Consider the following 24,787-nt stretch of genomic DNA (forward strand, 5'->3'; position numbering starts at 1 on the left):
CGACACCGCGATTGCGGGGTCGGTGGGCGACTTCATGTCCCGACCGGGGCCCTCCCTACCGGTCCCGGTTCCCGCCGGTGTGCTCCTTCAGGACGGGTCCGACGACATTCAGTGCGGCAGGCGACGTCATTCCCCAGTGGGTGCTGGCGATGCGATGGTTGCGGACATCGCCACTGACGTACGACTGCCAGCCCGTGGCCGCAAACCGCCCCGTCGGGTCGTCCTCGGCCGCGGTGAAGAACAGCAGATCGCCCTCGAACACTCCCGGCCGGTACGACGCGGTGAGGCCCGCATTGTGCTGGGCAGCGGCGAGCAGGCGCCCGACGACCTCGGCGGCCTCCTCCTCGCTCTGCCCGGTCAGCTGGCCGAACATGGCAACCGCTTGGGGCAGGGTGACGTCCGCGACCAGCTGATCACCGACTCCGTCCATTCCCATGCCGCTGAGGACCTCGGCCATCGTCACCGCGCCGTTCGGCGAGGTCGGCAGGGTCTCCGCAGTGAAGCTGTCGAGCATCGCCAACAGTTCCACCGCCTCGCCCTGTTCCTGCAGTTGCACCGCGATCGCATGGCTGATCGTGCCACCGAGGGACCACCCGAGCAGGTGATACGGGCCAGACGGCTGCACCCGACGGATCTCGCGGAGGTAGAGCTCGGCGACGGCCTCGATCGAACCGGGCAGCTCACCGTCGCCCTGCGCCGCCGGGGTCTGCAGCCCGTAGATCGGACGGTCCGCATCGATGTGCTGGGCCATTCCCACGTAGCACCACGCCAGCCCGACGATCGGGTGGACACAGAACACCGGCGGCTTCGACCCCGCCGCGCGGATCGGGAACAGCATGTCGAAGGCCTGCCCGACGACGTCGTCGGCGCCATGGTCGATCTGCCGGGCCAGCGCCTCCGGGGTGGCTTCGGAGAACAGCCACGGCAGCTGGACCACGGTCTCGAGTTCGGTCCGCAGCCGACCGACCACCCGCATGCCGATCAGCGAATTGCCACCGAGCTCGAAGAAGTTGTCGTCCAACCCCACTCGCTCCACACCGAGCAGCTCCGCGAACACCGCCGCGACCGCCTGCTCCGTGGCGGACACGGGGGCCCGGTACTCGCGTGCCGCAATCTCCGGAACCGGCAGCGCCCGGCGCTCCAGCTTGCCGTTCGCGCTGAGCGGGAACTCGTCGAGCACCATGATCGTCTCCGGGATCATGTACGACGGGAGTGCCGTGGACATACCCCGGCGAAGTGCCGCGGTGTCGATCTCGCCCTCGCCGACCACATAGCCGATCAGCTGCTGGCCCGAGGCCCCCGAATGCACGACGACCACCGCCGCCCGCACCGACGGGTCTGCCACCAGCGCGGCCTCGATCTCGCCGAGTTCGATCCGCAGTCCGCGCAGCTTCACCTGGAAGTCGGTGCGGCCGAGGAACTCCAGCTCGCCGCCGGAGTTCCACCGGACCAGGTCGCCGGTTCGGTACAGGCGCTCACCGGGACCTCCACACGGATCGGCGACGAACCGTTCCGCCGTCAGGTCCGCCCGGTCGTGATAGCCGCGGGCCAGCTGCGCGCCTGCCAGGTAGAGCTCACCCGGTACGCCAACCGGTACCGGCCTCAGCCGTGAGTCGAGCACATGCGCCCTGGTGTTCCACACCCCGCGACCGATGGGCACCACCGCACCGACGTCGGGCCCGATCCGGTGCGCAGTCGAGGTCACGGTGACCTCGGTGGGCCCGTAGGTGTTGTCGAGCACGGCGATGGACCGGGCCGCAAAGCGACGAGCCAGTTCGGCAGGGAGTTCCTCACCACCGGCGAGGACGTACCGAAGCGACGCAGGCAGCTGCAGCTGCGGATCGGCCAGGAAGACGTCGAGCATCGACGGCACGAACTCCATGATCGTGACCGACCGTTCCTCGGCGACGGCCACCAGGTACTCGGGGTCCCGATGTCCGCCCGGCTTCGCGATCACCGTGCGGGCGCCCACCTGCAGGGGCATGAACAGCTCCCACACCGACACGTCGAAGGTGACGGGGGCCTTCTGGAGCACGGTGTCGGACGGACCAAGGGGGTACTGGCCCTGCATCCAGGCGATCTGATTCACCACCGAACCGTGTGTGACAGTCACACCCTTCGGCCGGCCGGTGGACCCCGACGTGAACATCGCGTACGCGACGTTGGCCGGCCGCAACGGCCGGAGACGATCCGCATCCGTCAACGCGGTGTCGGCGAAGCCGGACAGGTCGAGCCTGTCGATCTCCACCACGTCGACCGAGGCCGGCAGGTCACCGGCGTCCTGCGATCTCGACAGCACCACAACCGGATTCGCGGTCGCCACGACGTACTCGGTGCGGTCGTCCGGATGCTCCGGATCGATGGGCAGGTAGCCGCCGCCGGCCTTGAGGATGGCGTACATGGCCACCATCAGGTCGACCGAGCGATACATGCCGAGCCCGACCAGCGTCTCGGGCCCGACACCGATCGAGACCAGGTGGCGCGCCAGCCTGTTCGCCTCTCGGTCGAACTCCCGGTAGGTCAGCTCCTGCTCACCGAAGAGCAGCGCAGTCGCATCGGGCGTGCGTTCGACCTGTGCCTCGAAGGCATCGACGAGCGTGAGTGCGGGTACGACGACATCGGTCTCGTTCCAGCGCTCCATCTCGGAACGTTCCGTGTCGCTGCGCAGTTCGATCGCGTCGACAGTCAGCGTTGCGTCCTTGGTGACCGCCTCGAGGATCGCGGTGAACTTCTCCGTGAAGCCGACCACCGTCGACTCGTCGAAGATGTCACGCGCGTAGTTGAACACCCCCCGGATCCCGGTGCGTCGCGCCTCCTGGTCGAACTCGGTCGACAGCGTCAACTGAAGGTCCAGCTTCGCCCCGTCGGGTACCGCGTCGATCGGGGCAACCGTCAGCCCAGGCAGCGTGACCTCCGCTCGGGCGAAGTTCTGCACCACGAGCAGCACCTGGAACAGCGCCGAGTAGGCGGTCGACCGCCTCGGGTTGAGCACCTCGATCAACTGCTCGACCTGGGTGTCAGCGTGGGCGAAGCCGTCGATGTCGTTCGCGCGGACCTCGTCGAGGAAGTCCGTGAACGCGGTCGCGGCCTCGACCCGGTTGCGCAGTACCAACGTGTTGCCGAACATGCCGATCAGGTCGTCGAGGGCCTCCTCACCTCGGCCGGCGACCTGCACTCCGATCACGATGTCGTCGCTGCCGGAGAGCCTCGACAACAGCACCGCGAGTGCAGCGTGGGCCACCATGAAGAAGGTCGAGTTGTGTTCCCTGGCCAGACGGTCGATCCGATCCGCGAGATCCGCGGACAGCACGAAGTCGACGTAGCCGCCGCGGTTCGACGCGACCGCGGGGCGCGGCCGGTCGGTCGGGAGCTCCAACAGGTCGGGAGCCCCGTCGAGCTGCTTTGTCCAGTAGCCGATCTGCTTGGCGGACAAGCTGTTCGGATCGTCCTGATCGCCGAGCAATGCTCGCTGCCACAATGCATAGTCCGCGTACTGCACCGCCAGTGGCGCCCAGCCGGGCTCGAGGCCCATGCGACGCGCCTCGTAGGCGACGAGTATGTCCCTCGACATGGGTGCCATGGACCCACCGTCGCTGGAGATGTGGTGCAGGACGATGGCGAGCACGAACTCGTCCTCGTCGAGCTGGAACAGGCCGGCCCGCAATGGGACCGCCGCGGCGACGTCGAACCCGCCGCCGACGATCCCGATCAGCCGAGACCACATCTGGTCCTCGTCGATGCGCTCCGGCTCGAGCTGCGGCACCACGTCGGCAGCGGACAGGATCACCTGCTGCGGTCCCTCCGCCGAGTCCGGGAAGACCGTGCGCAGCGCCTCGTGCCGCTCCACCACATCGGCGATGGCCGCGCGCAGCGCCGCGGTGTCCAGCGCGCCACTCAGGCGCACTACGAGGGGGATGTTGAACGCGGGCGAACTGGTGTCGAACTGGTTGAAGAACCACATCCGCTGCTGTGCATGTGACAGCGGAATACGTTCCGGCCGAGGACCCGCCACCAGAGCGGGGCGCCCGCCCTCGCCCGCGTGACGCTCCACCGCAACCGCGAGGGCGCCGACCGTCGACGCCTCGAAGAGCACCCGGACCGGCACCTGCGCGTCCAGCGCCGCGCCCAACCGCGAGATCACCTGGGTGGCGATCAGCGAGTTACCGCCGAGGGCGAAGAAGTCGTCGTCGACGCCGACGCGTTCGACCCCGAGCACATCGGCGAACACGCCTGCCACGATCTCCTCGATCGGCGTCGACGGCGCCCGGTATGCGACGGCCTCGAAGGCAGGCACCGGCAGCGCCTTTCGGTCCAGCTTGCCGTTGACCGTCACCGGCAGCGCGTCGAGGACCACCAACTGGGCGGGCACCATGTACGCCGGCATCGATCCCGACAGCTGGGTGCGCAGTTCCTGCGGGTCGAGCGCGATCTCCTGGTCGCCGACAACATAGCCGAGCAACCGCTGTCCGGTGTGCGGGTCCTCGTGCACCGTCACCACGGCCTGCGCCACCCCGGCGCAGGCCAGGAGGGCGGACTCGATCTCGCCGAGCTCGATCCGCAGACCGCGAAGCTTGACCTGCGAGTCGGCGCGGCCCATGAAGTCGAGCTCGCCGTCGGCGGTCCAGCGCACCAGGTCGCCGGTCGCGTACATCCGCGTGCCTGCCTCACCGAACGGGTTGGCCACGAACTTGCTCGCGGTGAGCCCGGCGCGGTCGTGGTAGCCGCGCGCCAGCCCGGCGCCGGACGTATAGAGCTCACCGACCACGCCGATCGGCACCGGCCGCAGCAGAGTGTCGAGGACGACCGCACCGACGCCGCCGATCGGCGCGCCGATGGTGATCGGGTCACCGGCGGCCAACGCCCCCGTCAGCGTGACGACGATGGTGGTCTCGGTCGGGCCGTAACCGTTGAAGAACCGTCGTCCCGGCGCCAACCGCGCGACCAGCTCCGGCGGGCAGACGTCGCCGCCGACGCCCACCATCTCCAGGTCGGGCAGGTCCTCGGCACGCATGGTCCCCATCGCCGCGGGCGCGCTCATCAGGTGGCTCACCCGCTGCTCGCGCACCAGCCCCGCGAGTTCGTCACCACCGACGACCTCCGGCGGCGCCACCACCATCGTGGCGCCGGCGCTGAAGGAGGTCAGCATCTCGAACATCGAGGCGTCGAAGCTGGCCGAGGCCAGGCGCAGCACCCGCGACTTGGCGGTGATGACCATCTCCGGGTGGGCGTCCGCGGAGAATGCGGACAGCCCGGTGTGGGTGACCACCACACCCTTCGGCAGGCCGGTGGAACCCGAGGTGTAGATCATGTACGCGCCGTTGTCCGCGGACAGCGGCGCCGTCCGGTCGCGGTCGGTGACCCGGGCGGACGAGAGCCCGTCGGCCGTCGCGCCGTCGAGCTCGAGCCATTCGGTGGTGCCAGGCAGATCCTCGCGGACCCCGGCGACAGTCAGCCCAAGGGCCGCGGCGGAATCGGTGAGGATGTGCTCGATCCGTGCGAGCGGCAGCGCCGGGTCCACCGGTACGAACGCGGCCCCGCTCTTGGCGACCGCCCACATCGCGACCACCGACTCGACCGACCGCGGGAACGCCAACGCCACGAACGTCTCCGGCCCGATACCCCGCGAGATCAACAGCCGCGCAATACGGTTCGACGTCCCATCGAGCTCCGCATAGGTCATCTCGGTGCCGCTCGCGGTCAACGCGACCTTCTGCGGGTCCAGTGCCGCGCCGGCGGCGAGCATCTCCGGCAGCAGTCGCGGCTGCAGCGGTCGCGCGAGCGCCCGCTGCGCCAGGGTCGCCCGCTCGCTCTCGTCGAGCAGGTCCAGCTCGCCGACCACCACGGTCGGTTCGGCCACGATCGATCCCAGCAACCGCATCAGGCGCTCGACGAAGACTCGCGCCGTGGACTCGTCGAACAGGTCCGCCGCGTAGGTGAGCGAACCGGCCAGGCCGTCCGCGCTCTCCCGGAAGGTCAGCTCGAGGTCCATCTTCGCGACAGCGGCGTCCGCCTCGAGCGCCGACACCTCGATGCCCGGCAGCTCGAACGAGGCCAACCCCTGGTTCTGCAGCGACAGGGCCACCTGGGCCAGCGGCGGGTGCGCCTGCGATCGAGGCGGGTTCACCACCTCCACGACCCGCTCGAACGGCACATCGGCATTGCCGAACGCGGCCAGGTCCACCGCACGGGTCCGCGCCAGCAACTCGGCGAAGGTCAGAGTCGGGTCGACCTGGGTGCGCAACACCAGGGTGTTGACGAACATGCCGACCACGTCATCGAGCGCGGCGTCGCCCCGACCGGCGATCGGGCTGCCGACGGTGATGTCAGTGGACCCGCTCAGGCGGGCCAGCTGCACCGTCAGCGCCGCGTGCAGCACCATGAACAGCGTGGACTGACGCTCCCGAGCCAGCTCCGTCAGCTGCCCCAGCAGCTCCGCCTCGATCGTGAAGTCGGTGCGTGCACCGCGCATCGACGCCACCGGCGGCCGCGGGCGGTCCGTCGGCAGTTCCAGGAGTGCGGGCACCCCGGCCAGCTGCTCGACCCAGTAGCCGAGCTGGACCGCCGCAGGCGACTCCGGGTCGTCCTCCGACCCGAGCACCTCGTGTTGCCACAGCGCGAAGTCCGCGTACTGCACCGTCAGCGGCGCCCACGTCGGGGCCTGCCCCTCGGTCCGCGCGAGGTACGCCACCATCAGATCCCGCGCCAACGGCCCCGCCGAGAATCCGTCGGACGAGATGTGGTGGACCGAGAACGCGAAGACATGCTCCGTCTCCGAAACGCGGAACAGGCTTGCCCGCAACGGGATCTCCGCAGACACGTCGAAGCCGCGCAGCGCGAAGCCGGTGAACGCGGCCATCAAGCCGTCCGCCGACACCGCCACCTCGTCCAGCTCCAACCGGACGTCGTCGATGCCGACGACCACCTGGGACGGGCCGTCCGCCGAGTTCGGGAACACCGTCCGCAGCGACTCGTGCCGCTCGACAACGTCACCGACGGCCGCCCGCAGGGCCGCGACGTCGAGCTCGCCCGACAGCCGCACCGCGACCGGAATGTTGTAGGCAGGCGAGGCGGTGTCGAACTGGTTGATGAACCACATCCGGGACTGCGCGGGCGAGAGCGGGATCCGCTCCGGCCGGGGGCCCGCCACCAGCGCGGGGCGCCCACCGGAACCCGCGTGCTGTTCGAGGGCCACGGCCAGCGCCGCTACCGACGACGCCTCGAAGAGCACCCGCACCGGGACCTGGGCATCCAACGCCGCGCCCAGCCGCGAAACCACCTGGGTCGCGATCAGCGAGTTGCCACCCAACTCGAAGAAGTCGTCGTCGACACCGACCCGCTCCACGCCGAGCACATCCGCGAACACCCCGGCCACGATCTCCTCGATCGGGGTCGACGGCGCCCGGAAGACCCGCACCTCGAACACCGGGGCCGGTAGCGCCTTCCGATCCACCTTGCCGTTGGCACTCAACGGAATCCGATCGAGCACCGTCACCGACGAGGGCACCATGTACGCAGGCAACCGCCTCGCCAGCGCCGACCTCAGGTCATCCGCCGAGACGGTCTCACCCGGCACCGCCACCACATAGCCCACCAACCGGTCACCGAGATGCCGGTCGTGGTGCAGTACGACCACAGCCTGTCCGACCGAACCATGCTCGACCAGCGCGGCCTCGATCTCTCCGAGCTCGATCCTCTGACCGCGCAACTTCACCTGGAAGTCGGACCGCCCGATGTACTCCAGGTTGCCGTCACCGTTCCACCGCACCAGGTCACCGGTGCGGTACATCCGGGAACCGTTGTCCCCGAAGGGGTTGGCCACGAACCGGTCCGCCGTCAGGCCGAACCGGTTCCCATAGCCGCGACCCACGCCGATGCCGCCGACGTAGAGTTCGCCCTCCACACCGGCCGGGACCAGCCGCATCCGACGGTCCACCACGAACAGGTCGATGTTCGCGATCGGGGATCCGATCGGTACGCCGGAGCCGTCGGTGACCGCCGCGTCGAAGGCGGAGACCACGTCCGAGGCCTCTGTCGGTCCGTAGCTGTTGACCACCCGCAGACCGGAATTCATCAGCGTCTCGAACTTGCCGAGCCGGATCGCCTCGCCACCGAGGAAGACCACCTCGAGTGCGGACAGAATCCCGTCGGTGTCGGTGTCGACGACCGCCTCGAACGCGCTCGGCGACATGTTCGCCACCCTGACACCCGACCCGACCGCGGCGCCTGCCTCGACAATCCGCAGGATGTCCCGCGCGTCGAAGCCGTCGGCGGCGAGATGGATCGCGCGCCCCTCCGTCAGCGCGGCCCACACGTTCTTCTGCGTCAGGTCGAAGCTCGGCGAGGACGCGATCAACAGTCCGCCGACGGCGGGCAGTTCTCGTCGGTACCAGGCCAGGGTGTTCTCGATGCCGGCCATCGGGACCAGCGTCGGCTTCGGCTTGCCCGTCGACCCGGATGTCGAGATGACGTAGCCCAGCCGCAGCCCCGCCCCCGGCTCCCGCCACCGGTCGACGGGACGCGCGGAAACCTCACCCGTCCCCGCGAACTCGTCCATGGCGACGACCGGGACAGGCAGGTCCCTTGCCGACGCACTCACCACGCACAGCGCACCGGTGTCGTCGAGGATCGACTCGATCCGATCCGCCGGGTACGCCGGGTCGATCGGCGCGTAGGCCGCACCGGCCTTCCATGCCGCCAGCATGGCGACGACCCACTCCACCGACCGCGGCAGCACCAGCGCCACCACATCGTCGACGCCGACACCCAGCCGGACCAGTTCGGCCGACAACGCCGTCGATCGTGTGTCGAGCTCCGCGTAGGTCACCGATTCGTCACCGGCCGCCACCGCGACCGCGTCGGGGAACCGGTCCACCCGGTCACCGAACAACGACACCGGTGACGTCACCGAGACCGGCGAGCACCTGCCCCGCGACCACCCGAGCACACGGGCGCTCTCGGCCTCGTCGAGAATCTGGACGTCGCCGACGGCGACGGACATGTCGGTCACCATCGCGGACAGGATCCGCTGAAGCATCTCGGCGAACGAGGTGACTGTCGACTCGTCGAAAAGATCTGTTGCGTACTCGAACTCGGCGAGCATTCCCCCGCCCGCCGCGTCTACCTCGGACATCGTCAGCTGCAGGTCGACCTTGGCAGCCGCAGCGTCGTAGTCGACTCCCGAAATCGTCAGCCCCGGCAGCTCGAGCGAGGCCTCCGCGAAGTTCTGGAACACCAGCATCACCTGGAACAACGGGTGACGGGCCTGCGAGCGAGCCGGGTTGAGGACCTCGACCAGCCGCTCGAACGGGACATCGGCATGCCCGAACGCCTGCAGATCCGACTCCCTGGCGCGCGCGAGCAGCCCTGCGAGGGACTCGGACTGGTCCAGCTCCGTCCGCAGCACCAGCGTGTTGACGAACATGCCGACGAGGTCGTCGAGGGCCGCGTCGCCGCGACCCGCCACCGGGGTGCCGACAGCGATGTCGTCCGTACCCGACAGGCGCGAGAGCAAGACCGCCAAGGCCGCGTGCACGACCATGAACAGCGTGACGTGGTTCTCCCGCGCCACCCGGTTCAGCCCGCGCTGCAGGTCGGCGTCGAGTGAGAAGCGATGCCGCGCGCCACGGTACGAGGCGACACTCGGCCGAGGCCGGTCACCCGGCAGGTTCAGCTGGTCCGGTAGACCCTCCAGCGTGTCCCGCCAGTGGGTGAGCTGACCGGCGATCAGGGACGTCGGATCGTCCTCGGAACCGAGGACCTCACGCTGCCACAGCGCGAAGTCCGCGTACTGCACGGCCAGCGGCGCCCAGCCCGGCGCCTGTCCGCGACTGCGGGCTTCGTAGGCGACCATCACGTCGCGGGCCAGCGGCCCGACGGAGAACCCGTCGGCCGCGATGTGGTGCACGACGACGACGAGGACGTGCTCGGCGTCGGAGAGCTCGAACAGCCGCGCCCGCACAGGAGCGCCGGTCGTGACGTCGAATCCGGCCGAGGCCACCTCGGTCAGTGCCGGGATCAGCGCGTCCGGTGCGAGCGGGAGGCCGACAATGTCGACTCCGGCCTCGGCGGATGTCAGGATCCGCTGCCGCGGACCGCCGTCTGAGCCGGGGAAGACGGTACGCAGGGACTCGTGCCGCTCGAGCACGTCGGCCAACGCGGCCCGCAGCGCATCGACGTCCAACTCACCCGACAGTCGCAGCGCGATCGGCACGTTGTACGCCGACGACTGCGGATCGAACTGGTTGAGGAACCACATTCGTTGCTGCGCAAGCGACAACGGAATTCGATCCGGGCGCGGAGCCGCGACCAGCGCCGTGCGTCCGCCCGCACCGGCGTGCCGCTCGACGGCCACCGCCAGGGCCGCCACCGACGACGCCTCGAACAGGATGCGTACCGGCACCTGCGCGTCCAGCGCCGCACCGAGCCGCGAGATCGCCTGGGTGGCGATCAGCGAGTTACCGCCGAGGGCGAAGAAGTCGTCGTCTGCGCCGACCCGTTCCACGCCGAGCACGTCCGCGAACACGCCGGCCACGATCTCCTCGATCGGCGTCGACGGTGCACGGAAGGCCCTCGCCTCCAACTCCGGCACCGGCAAGGACTTCCGGTCCAACTTGCCCACCACCGTGCGCGGGAGCTCGTCGAGCACCACCACCTGCGCCGGCACCATGTACGCCGGCAGCACAGCGGACAACCCATCACGCAACACCTGCGGTACGAGCGCCGAATCCGCCTCACCCACCACGTAACCGAGCAACCGCTGTCCGGTGTGCGGGTCCTCGTGCACCATCACGACCGCCTGCGCCACTCCCTCGCAGCCGGCCAGCGCGGCCTCGATCTCGCCGAGCTCGATCCGCAACCCGCGGAGCTTGACCTGCGAATCCGCACGCCCCACGAAGTCCAGTTGGCCGTCGACGGTCCAGCGCACCAGGTCGCCCGTCGCATACATCCGACTCCCCGGAGCGCCGAACGGATTCGCCAAGAACCGGCTCGCCGTCATCGCGGAACTGCCGTGGTAACCCCGGGCCAGCCCGGCACCCGACAGATACAGCTCACCCACAACCCCGAGAGGGACCGGCCGCAGCCGCGCATCGAGCACCGCGGCGCCCGCTCCCCCGATGGGTGCACCGATGGTGATTCGGTCGTCCACCGACAGCGGCGCCGTCAAGGTGATGACGATGGAGGTCTCCGTCGGACCATAGCCGTTGAAGAACCGGCGCCCCGGCGCCAACCGCGCCACCAGCTCCGGCGGGCACACGTCACCGCCGACCCCCACCATCTCGAGATCCGGCAGGTCCTCGCCGCGCATGGTTCCCAACGCTGCGGGCGCGCTCATCACATGGCTCACCCGCTCGTCCCGCAACAGCACCGCGAGCTCGTCGCCACCCACGACCTCCGGCGGCGCCACCACCATGGTTGCGCCGGTACTGAACGCGGACAGCATCTCGAACAGCGACGCGTCGAAGCTCGCCGACGACAGTCGCAGCACCCGCGACGCGGCAGTGATCGCCAGCTCCGGACGTGCCTCGGCCATGAACGTCGCGAGACCGGTGTGGGTCACCACCACGCCCTTCGGCGTGCCCGTCGACCCCGACGTGTAGATCATGTACGCGGCGGTGTTCGCGGACACCGGCGCCGTCCGGTCCCGATCGGTGACCGGGCCGTCCGGTAGCCCCTCGGCCACCTCGCCGTCCAACTCGAGCCACTCGATGGGGCCCGGCAGCCCGTCGCGGACCCGGGCCACTGTCAGCCCCAGCACCGCGCCGGAATCGGTCAACATGTGCTCGATCCGCGCGTCCGGCAGCGCCGGATCCACCGGCACGAACGCGGCCCCGGTCTTGGCGACCGCCCACATCGCGACCACCGATTCCACCGACCGCGGGAACGCCAACGCCACAAACGACTCCGGCCCCGCGCCGCGCGAGATCAACAGCCGGGCAAGACGATTGGACGACCCGTCCAGCTCCGCGTAGGACATCTCGGTGCCGCTCGCGGTCAGCGCGACCGCCGCCGGGTCGACGGCCGCTCCGAAACCGAGGATCTCCGGCAGCAGCCGCACCGGCAGCGGCGCCGCGATCGCGCGCTCCGCGAGCACCGACCGCTCGCCCTGCTCGAGCAGGTCGACCTCGCCTACCAAGACCGACGGGTCGGCCGAGACCGCACCCAGCACCCGCACCAAGCGCTCGACGAACCGCTGTGCGGTGTCGCCGTCGAACAGGTCCGCCGCGTAGATGAGCGAGCCCGACATGCCCCCCTCGCTCTCGCGGAAGGTCAGCTCGAGATCGGTCTTCGCGAGGTCGATCTCCTGGTCGAGCATCGTCACCCGGACGTCCGGCAGCTCGAGCGAGCCGACGCCCTGACTCTGCAGCGACAGCGCCACCTGGAACAGCGGTGAATATGCCTGCGAGCGAGGCGGGTTGGCGACCTCGACGACGCGCTCGAACGGCACATCGGCGTGCCCGAACGCGGCCAGGTCGACCCCGCGGGTCTGGGCCAGCAGGTCCGCGAAAGTCGCGGTCGGATCGACCTCGGTGCGCAGCACCAGGGTGTTGACGAACATCCCGACCACGTCGTCCAGCGCCGCCTCGCCGCGGCCGGCGATCGGGCTGCCGACGGTGATGTCGGTGGAGCCGCTGAGCCGGGCAAGCTGGAGCGAGAGCGCCGCGTGCAGGACCATGAACAGGGTCACGCGGTGCTCGAGCGCGAGCCCACGCAGGCGATCGACCAACTCGGCGTCGACGACGAAGTCGACGCGGGCACCGCGATAGGAGGCGACCGCAGGCCGGGGTCGGTCGGCGGGCAAGTCGAGCACGGCAGGCACGCCTGCCAGTCGCTCGGCCCAGTAGGCGAGCTGGACCGACGCCAGCGAGTCCAGGCGGTCCTCGGACCCGAGCACCTCGCGCTGCCACAGCGCGTAGTCCGCGTACTGCACCGCCAGTGGCGCCCAGCCCGGGCCCTCACCGCGGGTCCGGGCCGCATAGGCGGTGACCAGGTCGCGGGCCAGCGGCAGCGTCGAGAATCCGTCGGCGCTGATGTGGTGGACCACGAGCACCAACACGTAGTCGCCTGTGTCGATGCGGAAGAGGCCGCCGCGCAACGGGATGGCGGCGGTGACGTCGAATCCACCGGAGACGAGCTCGACGATCGCCTTCCGTAGCGCGTCCTCGCCGTCGACGTCGACGGGGCTGAGGTCGACGGGCACCTCGGTCGCCGGCAGGACCCGCTGTTGCGGACCGTCAGCGGAGTCCGGGAACACCGTGCGGAGCGATTCGTGCCGGTCGATCACGTCGTGCACGGCGGCGGCGAGCGCGGCGGCGTCCAACTCGCCGGTCAGGCGCACCGCCAGCGGGATGTTGTACACCGCGGACGCGGGGTCGAATCGGTTGAGGAACCACATCCGCTGCTGCGCCAGCGACAGCGGGATCCGGTCCGGCCGGTTCCCCGCCACGAGCGGGATCCGGTCCGCGGCCTCGTGCGTGTCCACCAGGGCCGCGAGACCGGCCACGGTGGAGCTGCCGAAGATCTCCCGAACGCGGAGTCCGGTGCCCGCGGTCGCGTTGAGCCGAGCGACAACCTGGGTGGCGCTGAGCGAGTTGCCTCCGAGCGCGAAGAAGTCGTCGTCCGCGCCGACCCGCTCGCTCCCGAGGACCTCGGCGAAGATGTCGGCAACCACCTGCTCGGTGGCCGTGCGCGGCGGCAGGTATTCGCGTACCTCGAACACCGGTGCAGGCAGCGCCTTCCGATCCAGCTTGCCTCCCGGCGTCAACGGCACCGCCTCGAGCACCGTCACCGATGCCGGCACCATGTACTCCGGCAACCGATCCCGCACGAAAGCGGTCAACACGGAAGTGTCCAGCTCGGTGCCCGCCCGCGGCAGCACGTACGCGACCAGCGACCGGCCACCGGCCGGGCCCTCGAATCCGACCGTCGCCGCGAAATCGACGTCCGGATGAGCGGACAGCACCGCGTCGATCTCGCCCAACTCGATTCGGTGGCCGCGGATCTTCACCTGCGCATCGGTGCGGCCCAGGTACTCGAGCACCCCGTCCCGAGTCCACCGCACCAGGTCACCGGTCCGGTACAGCCGCGACCCCGCGGTTCCGAACGGGTTGGCCACGAACCGCTCCGCGGTCAGCGGCAGCCGCGCGTGGTAGCCGCGCGCCAGTCCGACTCCCGACAGGTAGAGCTCTCCCGCGACGCCGACCGGCACCGGATGAAGCCGGGCGTCCAGCACCACGACGTCGGTGCCCACGACGGGACCACCCAGCGCCACCGGCCGACCCGCGACCATCGGGTCCGAGTGCACCGCGACAACCGTCGACTCGGTCGGCCCGTATGCGTTGAACATCCGTCGGCCCGGCGCCCACCGCTCGACCAGTGAGGCCTCGCAGGCGTCACCGCCGACGACGACGACCTCTAGCTGCTCGAGCCCGGCCGGATCGACCGTGGCCAGAGCCGCGGGGGTCACGAACGCGTGTGTCACTCGCTGTTCGCGCAGCAGGTCTGCGAGGGCTTCGCCGCCGTAGACGTACGTCGGCGCCACCACCATCGTGGCCGCACCGCCCACCGCGAGCATCAGCTCCAGGACGGACGCGTCGAAGCTGGGCGATGCGAAATGCAGTGTCCGTGAATCGGTCCGCACCCCGTACCGGCCGCGCTGATCGTCGGCGAAGGCGCGGAGGCCGGCGTGGCTGACCACGACGCCCTTCGGGACCCCCGTGGAACCGGAGGTGTAGATGACGTACGCCGGGTTCTCCTGCCGCACCGCACCCAGGCGATCACCGTCGGCGACATGCGCAGACGACCTGCCCTCGATGCGCTCGACCGCCGCCGCGTCGTCGAGCACCAGCCAGTGCACCGCATCGCTGAGCGCGGGGCGGTTCCGTCCGACGGTCACGCCGACAACAGCACCCGAATCCGAGAGCATGTGCTCGATCCGCTCGGCCGGGTACGTCGGATCCACCGGCAGGAACGCGGCACCGGCCTTCGCCACCGCCCACACCGCCGTGACCGATTCGATCGACCGTTCGAGGGCCACCGCCACGCACGACTCGGGGGCGACCCCCATGCCGATCAGTTCGCGCGCAATACGATTCGAGCGCGCATCCAACTCGGCATAGGACAGAGCTGTCCCCTCGAACACCAGCGCGTGCCCGTCGGGGTTGGCCGCGACGGCGTCGGCCAGCAGGGACGCCAGGGTCGATTCGGGCAGCTCGGGGCGCGAGGGAGCGCCGCCCAGCTCCAGCAGCGACTCCCGCTCGGCCGCATCGAGGATCTCGATGTCGCCGACGGGTGCCGCGGGAGTGCGCACCGCGGCGGTGAGGATCCGCAGGAAACGCGCGGCGAAGGCCACCACGGTCTGCTCGTCGAACAGGTCGGTGGCGTAGACGAACTCGGCGGCCGCACCCTCGGCGTCCAGCAGCTCACTGACCGTCAGCTGCAGGTCGAATTTCGCGACCCCGACGTCGAGCGGCTCCCGCCCGATCTGCAGTCCGGGCAGGGCGAACCCGTCGACGGGCAGGTCCTCGAAGGCGAAGACCACCTGGAACAGCGGGTGGTGCGCGGTGGAACGGGCCGGTGCGGCGACCTCCACCAGACGCTCGAACGCCACGTCCGCGTGCCCGAACGCAGCGAGGTCGACCGCGCGGACCTCGCTGACCAGCTGGTCGAACGAGCGCGCCCCGCCCACCTCGGTGCGCAGCACCAGGGTGTTGACGAACATGCCGACCACGTCGTCGAGGGCGGACTCGCCGCGGCCCGCGACCGGGGTGCCGATGGCGATGTCGGTGGACTCGCTCAACCGGGCGAGCAGCACCGCCAACGCCGCGTGCAGCACCATGAACGGCGTGGCGTTGGCGTGCCGCGCGATCTCCCGGACGCCGTGGTAGACGTCGGCGTCGATGGTGAAGGGCACCGCGGCGCCCCGGTAGCTCGGCGTCGGGGGGCGACGGTGGTCGTGTGGCAGCGCCAGCAGGTCCGGCATGCCCGCCAGTCGCTGCGACCAGTACCCGAGCTGGCGTGCGACCAGCGACTGCGGGTCCGATTCCGATCCGAGGATCTCCTGCTTCCACAGCGCATAGTCCGCGTACTGGACCTCCAGCGGTCCCCACCCCGGCTCCAGTCCGTGCGCGCGGGCACCGAAGGCGACCATCACGTCACGCGCCAGGGCCTGCATCGACCAGGCGTCGATGCTGATGTGGTGCACCACCATCGAGAGCACGTGTTCGTCTGCCGCCACCCGGAACAGGCGCAGCCGCACCGGCGGCGCGGCTGTGACGTCGAACCCGCCTGCCATCTCCGTGAGGAGCCGATCCGCGAGCTCTGCCGGTGCCACCGCTGCGACCGGCAGCTCGACATCGGTGTCGTCCGCGGCGAGGATCACCTGGCTGGGGCCGTCGAGCGAATCCGGGTACCGGGTGCGCAGCGACTCGTGCCGCCCCACCACGTCCGCGATCGCCGCCCGCAGCGCCTCGATGTCGAGTGTGCCGCTCAACCGGAGCGCGACCGCGACGTTGTACGCACCCGAGTCCGTGTCGAACTGGTTGAGGAACCACATCCGAGACTGCGCCGGTGACAACGGGATCCGCTCCGGACGCTCTGCCCGGACCAGTGGTCGGCGCGTGCCCGTTCCGACTGCGTCGTCCAGTGCAGCGGCCAGCGCGGACACCGTCGGCGACTCAAACAGATCCCGCACACTCACCCGCACGCCCAGCTCCGAGTCGAGCCGCGCGAGCAGACGGGTGGCGAGCAACGAGTTGCCGCCGAGGTCGAAGAAGTTATCGGATGCGCCGACCTGAGGCTTCCCGAGCAACTCCGCACTGATCCGTGCGACCACGATCTCGGTGGCGGTGGCGGGAGCGACGAATTCTGCGCCCGTGAACTCGGGTTCCGGCAGCGCCTTCCGATCGAGCTTGCCGTTCGCGTTCAGCGGGAATTCGTCGAGGACGACCAGCACCGACGGCACCATGTACGCGGGCAGGTCGCGTCCCAGTGCTTCGAGCACACCCGCCCGGTCGATCTCCGCGCTCGGCGCGGGCACCACGTATCCGGCAAGGAACTCGCCGGACCCGCCGCCGCACAGGACCACCGCGGCCTGACCGACCGTCTCGCCGCGCGTCAGCGCCGCCTCGATCTCGCCGAGTTCGATCCGCTGCCCGCGCAGCTTGACCTGGAAGTCGGACCGTCCGATGTACTCCAGGTGTCCTTCACCATTCCAGCGAACCAGGTCACCGGTGCGGTACATCCGCTCACCGGGCGCCCCGAAATGGTTGGCCACGAACCGGTCCGCAGTGAGGTCGAACCGTCCCCCGTAGCCGCGGCCAACACCGACGCCGCCGACGTAGAGCTCACCGGCAACCCCGGGCGGGACCAGCCGCAACCGGTCGTCGAGCACATAGAGGTCGAGATTCGCGATCGGAGATCCGATCGGCACACTGGCCACGTCCGAGACCGCCGCCGGGTGGCACGAGACCACGTCCGACGCCTCCGTGGGGCCGTAGCTGTTCACCACCCGCAGATCCGAATTCATCAGTGCCGCGATCTTGCCGACCCGGATCGACTCACCACCGAGGACCACCAGCTCCAGCCCGGACAGGACGCCGTCGACATCGGTGTCCACGACAGCCTCGAACGCGCTCGGCGACATGTTCGCCACCGTGACACCGCCGCGTCCGACGACCCGCAGGATGTCCCACGGATCGAAACCGTCCGCCGCCAGATGGATCGTGCGGCCGTCGGTCAGCGCGGCCCACACGTTCTTCTGGGTCAGGTCGAAGCTCGGCGACGACGCCACCAGCAGCCCGCCCTCGGCAGGCAGCAGGCGGCGGTACCACGCGAGCGTGTTCTCGATGCCCGCCATCGGCACCAGCGTCGGCTTCGGCTTACCCGTCGAACCCGAGGTGGAGATGACGTATCCCAACCGCAGCCCCGCGCCCGGCTCCCGCCACCGATCGGCCGGACGCGACACCTCGCCTTCCGGTGCGGCGAACTCGTCCAACGCGACGACCGCGACCGGCAACTGCCGCGCCGACCCGCTCACCACGCATCGCGCACCGCTGTTCTCGATGACCGACTCGATCCGCTCGACCGGATAGGTCGGGTCGATCGGCGCGTAGGCCGCGCCTGCCTTCCACACCGCCAGCATCGCGACGATCCACTCGACCGACCTCGGCAGCAGCAGCGCCACCACGTCGTCGGCACCGACGCCCCGCCGGATCAGATCCTGGGCGAGCGCGGTCGACCGACGGTCGAGTTCGCGGTACGACAGCGACTGATCGCCCGCCACCACGGCCGCGGCATCGGCTCGCAGGGCCGCCTGCGCGCCGAACAGCGCGACCGGAGACCGGACTTCGGCGGGCAGCCGATCGCCCCGCGACCATTCGAGCATCCGGTCCCGCTCGCCCTCGGCGAAGAGGTCGATCTCCCCGATCGCCAGGGCCGGGTGCACCGCCATCGTGTCCAAGATGCGGATCAGCCGGGAAGCCAACAGCGTCACGGCATCCCGATCGAAGGACAGCGGGCTGTACCGCAGGTTCAGTCGCAGCTGCGGGTCGAGGATCGACATCAGCGTCAGCGGGAAGTGCGTCGCGTCGTGTGCGTCGAGGTCGAGCACCCGCATTCCGCCGATGTCGGTGTTCTCGTCGAATCCGGACTTGTCGACCGGATACGACTCGAACACCGTCAAGGTGTCGAAGAGCTCCCCCAGGCCGACCGCAGCCTGGATGTCGCCGAGTCCGACGTGATGGTGATCGAGCAGGTCCGCCTGGTCGGCCTGCAGCCGGGACAGGAAGTCCGAGACCGACTCGTCCTGATCGACTCGGACGCGGACGGGCACGGTGTTGATGAACAGGCCCAGCATGGACTCGACGCCTGCCAGCTGCGGCGGGCGCCCGGATACGGTGGCGCCGAAGGTGACGTCGTCGCGGGAGAGCAGCCGGGCCAGCAGCAGCCCCCACGCCGCCTGGATCACCGTGTTCACGGTCACCCCGCGCTCGCGGGCCATCCGGCCGATCCCGTCCTCCAGCCCGGAGGGCAGATCGACGACCAACTCCTCGGGCAGCGGTCCCTGCTCCCCCGGCAGGCGGGCAGGCGCGAGCAGGGTGGGTTCGGTGACGCCGTCGAGTGCGTGACCCCAGGCCGCGTGCGCGGCCGCGGTGTCACAATCGGCCAGCCAGGCGAGGTACTCGCGATACGAGCGCGGCCGGGCCAGGCCCGCGATGTCGGCGCCGGCGGCATACGAGATCAACAGTTCCCGCACCAGCAGCGGCATCGACCAACCGTCGAGCAGGATGTGGTGATTGGTGATAGCGAGCACGTACCGCTCGGGCGCCGTGCGCACCAACAGGATCCGCAGTAGCGGCGGGCTGTCCATCGGGAACCGAGCGGTCCGCTCGTCGTCCAGGAGCTTCTCCAGGCGCACGTCGCGCTCGTGCTCGGGCAGCGCCCGGACGTCCACCTCCCGCCACGGCAGGTCGACTCGCTCGACCACGATCTGCACGGCGGAACCGTCCTCCGCGTAGCCGAACGCGGTACGCAGATTCTCGTGGCGCCGAACCAGATCCGTTGCGGCGGAACGGAGCCTGCTCGAATCGACGACCCCCGCCAGGTTCAGCCGCAGCTGCGCGGTGTACACGTCCACCGTCTGCTCCGACAGCTCGGCGTGGAAGAGCAGGCCGCGCTGCAGAGGCGAGAGCGGCCACACGTCGGACAGCAGCGGGTACCGGCTCTCCCACCGCTCGATCTCGGCCTGGCCCACCCGGACCAGCGGGAAGTCCGAGGGCGTGAACCCGCCCGCGGCGGGCCGCTCGGCGTGCGCCGCGAGCCCCACCAGCGCACGCTGCCACAGGCCGGCGAGCTCGGCGACGTCGTCGGCGGTCAGCAGTCCGGTCGGGAACGCGAAGGTCGCCGAGAGCCGCGGCCCGTCGACTCCGTCGTCGACCACCGCGTTGACGTCCACCACTGCCCCGACGGTCAGGTCGGAACCGCTGGCGGCGTTGAGGTCCGGTGCTTCCGGGTCCGGGACCCACCCGAGACCCCGCATCGACTCGGGCACCTGGGCCGCGCCGGTGCGTCCGAGGTAGTTGAAACTGACCTGAGGCACGGGCAATGACGCGAGGACCGGGGAGGTCATCTCGTCGAGGTACCGCAGCACGCCGAACCCGACACCGCGGTTCGGAACCGCGTGCAGTTGCTCCTTGACGGCCTTCATCACTGCGCCCGCCGCGTCGCCCCCGTCCACGGCGTCGGCGAGATCAACCCCGGTCAGGTCGACACGCACCGGGAACAGGCTGGTGAACCAACCCACCGTCCTCGACAGGTCAGCACCGGCGACGGCCTCGTCCTCGCGGCCGTGGCCCTCGAGGTTCAGCAGGAGCGAGGGCAACTCGAGCCCGCGATCCCGGCGCCATGCCGACACCGCAACGGCGAGTGCCGAGATCAGCCCCTCGCTGACTCCACATCGGAAGGCCGCGGGCAGGGCGGTCAGCAGGGATTCGGTGACGGCGGTGGTCAGCTCCACCCGCACCCGGCCCGCGGTCTTCACCGTGTCCAGATCCGGGTCGAGGTCCCTGGCGCCGAGCGCCGGGTCCGGACCCGAGAGAACACCAGTCCAGTAGTCCATTTCGCCTGCGAACGTCTTCGCGGCGGCGGTATCGGCGACGCCGTGGGCCCACCTGCGCAGCGAGGTCCCGATCGGCGCGAGTTCCGGGGCGGCGCCTGCGGAAGCCTGCATCCATGCCTGCGCGAGGTCGGGGACGATGGTGCGCCACGACACCCCGTCGACGACGAGGTGGTGGGCGACGATCAGGAGCCGGTCCGCCGATTCCGTTGTCAGCCATACGAACTGGATCATGATTCCGTCGGCGGGGTCGAGTCGGCCCGCAGCCGTCTCGCACTCCTCGAGCAGGGCTTCGGCCATGCCGTCCGGGGTGACGGTGACCCTGTGCAGCAGCTTTTCCGGGTCGAGCGAGCCGGCCCGGGTCTCGAAGACCCAGCCATCGCCGTCGGGCAGGAACCGCGAGCGCAGCGCGTCGTGACGATCGGTCAGCGCGGTGACGGCGGCGGTCAGCGAGGCGTGGTCGACGCCGTCGGGCAGGGTGAGGGCGATCGCCTGGAAGAACGTGCCCGGGCCGCCGCGGTCGAGCATCGAGTGCACGATCGGCGTCAGCGGCACCGTTCCGATGCCCCCGCCTGCGAGCTCCTCGAGCGCAGCGTTCTCCGAACCCTCCACCTCGACTGCGATCTTGGCGATCTCGGCGATGGTCTTGCGCTCGAAGACGTCCCGCGCCGAGAACCGCAGTCCGCGGGCCTTGGCCCTGGCGACGAGCTGGATGGCGATGATGCTGTCGCCGCCGACCGCGAAGAAGGACTCGTCGACACCGATGCGCTGGACGCCGAGCAGCTCCGACACCACCTCCGCGATCAGCTTCTCGGCCTCGGTGACCGGTTCGCGGTACTCCGCCGTGGCGGTGCCGAACACGGGGATGGGCAACGCGCGCCGATCCAGTTTGCCCGCGGTGGTCAGCGGGACGTGGTCGATCACCATCACCGCGGACGGCAGCATGTGACCGGGGAGGAACTCCCCGGCGCGGGTGATGACAGCGGCCGGATCCACCGCGTGACCGGTCCGGGGACGCACGTAGGACACCAGCGCGATCGCGCCGTTGCTGCGCTCGTGCGCGATGGTGACCGCGAAGTCGATCCCGTCCTGCGACGTCAACGCGGCGTCGATCTCGCCGAGCTCGATCCGGAATCCGCGGATCTTGACCTGGTGGTCGGCGCGTCCGACGAACATCAGCTCGTGATCGGGCGTCCACCTGACCTCGTCGCCGGTCCGGTACATCCGAGAACCGGGCTCCGCGAAGGGATTCGCGACGAAACGGTCGGAGGTCAGCCCCCGCCGGTCGTGGTATCCGCGGGCCAGCGCCGGGCCCGCCAGGTACAGCTCACCAACGGCCCCCACCGGCACCGGGCGGAGCAGGCGATCGAGCACAAGGGCGCTCGCACCCTGGATCGGCGCGCCGATGGTGATCCGATCGTCCACCGAGAGCGGGCGGCCGGTCGTGATGACGATCGTCGTCTCGGTCGGCCCATAGCTGTTGGTGAACCTGCAGACGTCGGCGAACTTCCCGACCAGGTCCGGGGTGCAGACGTCGCCACCCACGACCACCGCCTGCAGGTCGACGAGACCCTTCGGGTCGACCGACCCGAGCACGGTCGGCGCCGAGATGATGTGGGTGACCCGCTCCGATCGCAGCAGGTCCACGAGGTCCTCGCCGCCGTACACCTCGGGAGGGGCCACCACCATCGTCGCGCCCGCGGTGAAGGCCTGCAGCATCTCGAAGACCGAGGCGTCGAAGCTGGCGGACGAGAAACGCAGCACCCGGGAGGCCGAGGTGATCGCCAGCTCCTGGCGCGCCGCGGCCGCGAAGTTGACCAGACCGGCGTGGGTGACCACCACGCCCTTCGGCAGCCCCGTCGATCCGGAGGTGTAGATGACGAACGCCGGGTTTCCGATGCGCAGCGGACGTCGCCGGTCCGCGTCCGTGACCGGATCCGTCGGCAGCACCGAGTACCGGGCGGTCGTCTCCTCGTCGTCCGTGACCAGCCAGTCGACCGAGGACGGCAACGCACCGCGCTGCGCCGCCGTGGTGAGCCCGACCAGGACGCCGGAGTCGGTGACCATGTGCAACTTGCGATCGACGGGCAGTTCCGGGTCGATGGGCAGGAAAGCCGCACCGGACTTCGCCACGGCCCACACGGCCACGAGCGCCTCGACCGACCGGGCGAAGGAGAGGGCCACGAACGACTCCGGGCCGACGCCGCTGTCGATCAGCAGCCGAGCGAGCTGGTTCGACCGGGCATCGAGTTCGCGGTAGCTGACCCGATCCTCGCCCGCGACGATCGCGAGGCCGTCCGGATTTGCCGTCGCACCGTCCGCGAACAGGTCCGGCAGCAGGCGGGCATCGGAGGCCGCGGGCCCACGCAGCGGCACCAGCTCCGCGCGCTCGTCGTCGTGCAGCACGTCTAGATCGGACACCAGCGCGGCACGATCGGCCGCGGCGAACTGCGTGAGGTACTCCAGGAACCGCGCGTGGTGCCCGTCCAGGTCCTCGGCGGTGTACAGGTTCGGGTTCGCCTCGAAGTCGATGTGGGGCCGGCTCCCGGCGACGCTCGGGTAGATGTTGACGGACAGGTCCTCGACCGGCCCGGTGGTCAGGACCCGCATTTGCCCGATCAGGGCGCCAAGGCGGATCTCGCTGTGGAACATCATGATGTTGATCGCGGGACCGAAGAATCCACGCTGTCCAGCACCGGAGCCGAGTCCGCGCCGGATGTCCTCGTGGCGGTAGCGCTGGTGGCGCAGCGCCCCGGTCAGTTCCAACTGCACCTGGGAGACGAGGTCCGAGACGGTCGTCTCGTTGCCGACCTGCACCCGCAGCGGGATCACGTTGGAGACCATGCCGCCGGATCGGCGCATCCGCGCGGTCGTCCGGGCCGACACGGGCAGGCTCAGCGCGACATCGCTCTCGCCGGTCAGCCGGGAGAGGAAGGCCGCGACCGCGGCGATGGCGGTCGGGGTGAACTGGGAGTCCTGTCCCTCCATGGCTGCCTCGGTCGCAGCGGCCATCGGCCCGCCTGCCACCAGCGAGAAGGCGCCGACCGCCGCGGTGCTTGCGGCGAGGCTGATCGCCTCGGGCAGGTCCCGGGTCCGCTCCATCCAGTACTCGCGGTCCTTGGCGAACCGGGTGGACTCCCGGTATCGAGCCTCGTCCTCGCAGATCTCACGGACGGGACTGGCCGTGAGCTCGGCTGCGGGTCTGCCCTCGGCGGTCGCCGTGTACAGCTCGGCCACGCGGTTCATGTACGTCATCGCGCCGAATCCGTCGAGCACGATGTGGTGGATGCGGGCGTACCAGTAGTAGTGGTGGTCCCCGAGCCGCAGGACGGCGGACTCGATCAACCGGTCCGTCAACAGGTCGATCGGAGCGCTGTACTCGGCACGCATCCAGTCCTCGGCCGCCCGAGCCGGATCGGCCGAGGACCGCAGGTCGATGACCTTCATCTGGTCGTTGAGCGTCTCGTCGACGACCTGGGCGGGCTCACCGCCGCGTTCGACGATCCGCAGCATCCCGGTGCCCATCTCCCGCGAGCCAAGGGCCCCCGCGGCCCGCAGGGTCTCGACGTCGAGGTCACCGACCACCTCGACACACTGGGCGATCGTGATCGGCACGTCCGGCAGCAGGTGCTGCGCGAACCAGATCCCGCGCTGCGCAGCCGACAGCGGGAACGCCTCGGCACCTCGGTCCGCATCCAGCTGCGGATGCGAGTGGCGGGGATCGGACTCACGGACAGCGTCGCGTGCAGGAACCACGGGTAGAACCTCTCGAGATGATTGCTAAGCCCGAAGAGACTCGGCGATTAGGCAAGTGTCCAGTTGACGGGGCGATGTGTGGGCAATGTGTGGTTTGCGGCGGTGGTCCTTCAGTGCCGACGGCGAGTGCTGGGCACGCGAATTACGCACGCGGATCGGCGCGTGTCTGTGCGGGAGACTACGAGACACCGCGGGCTTCGCGCATGCGAATGGTCCAATTGTCCGACAAATAACACGGGAGCCCTCAGATCGGTTCGACATCGAATCGATGCAGGTCAACGTGCCACACGGCGGCGAACGACGATTCTGTGACCGGCGTTTTGCCGCAGTCCGAAACCGCGAACTATACACTTCTTCCCGCGCGAGGACCGCGCCGATCGACGTCGGCGCGGGCGGCACACCCGGCGCCGTCAGCTTAGA

The 24,787-nt window shown here is 69.9% G+C and carries 1 protein-coding gene; it reads right to left on the reverse strand.

All coding sequences use genetic code 11. The features are described from left to right. Nucleotides 1–55: 55 nt before the first annotated feature. Nucleotides 56–24,367 (reverse strand): non-ribosomal peptide synthase/polyketide synthase, encoded by a 24,312-nt coding sequence (locus FCG67_RS02560; RefSeq protein WP_136906802.1) that lies wholly within the window; start codon nt 24,365–24,367, stop codon nt 56–58. Nucleotides 24,368–24,787 lie beyond the last annotated feature (420 nt).

The sequence above is a fragment of the Rhodococcus oryzae genome, from assembly GCF_005049235.1.
In the GTDB taxonomy this organism is placed as follows: Bacteria; Actinomycetota; Actinomycetes; order Mycobacteriales; family Mycobacteriaceae; genus Rhodococcus_G; species Rhodococcus_G oryzae.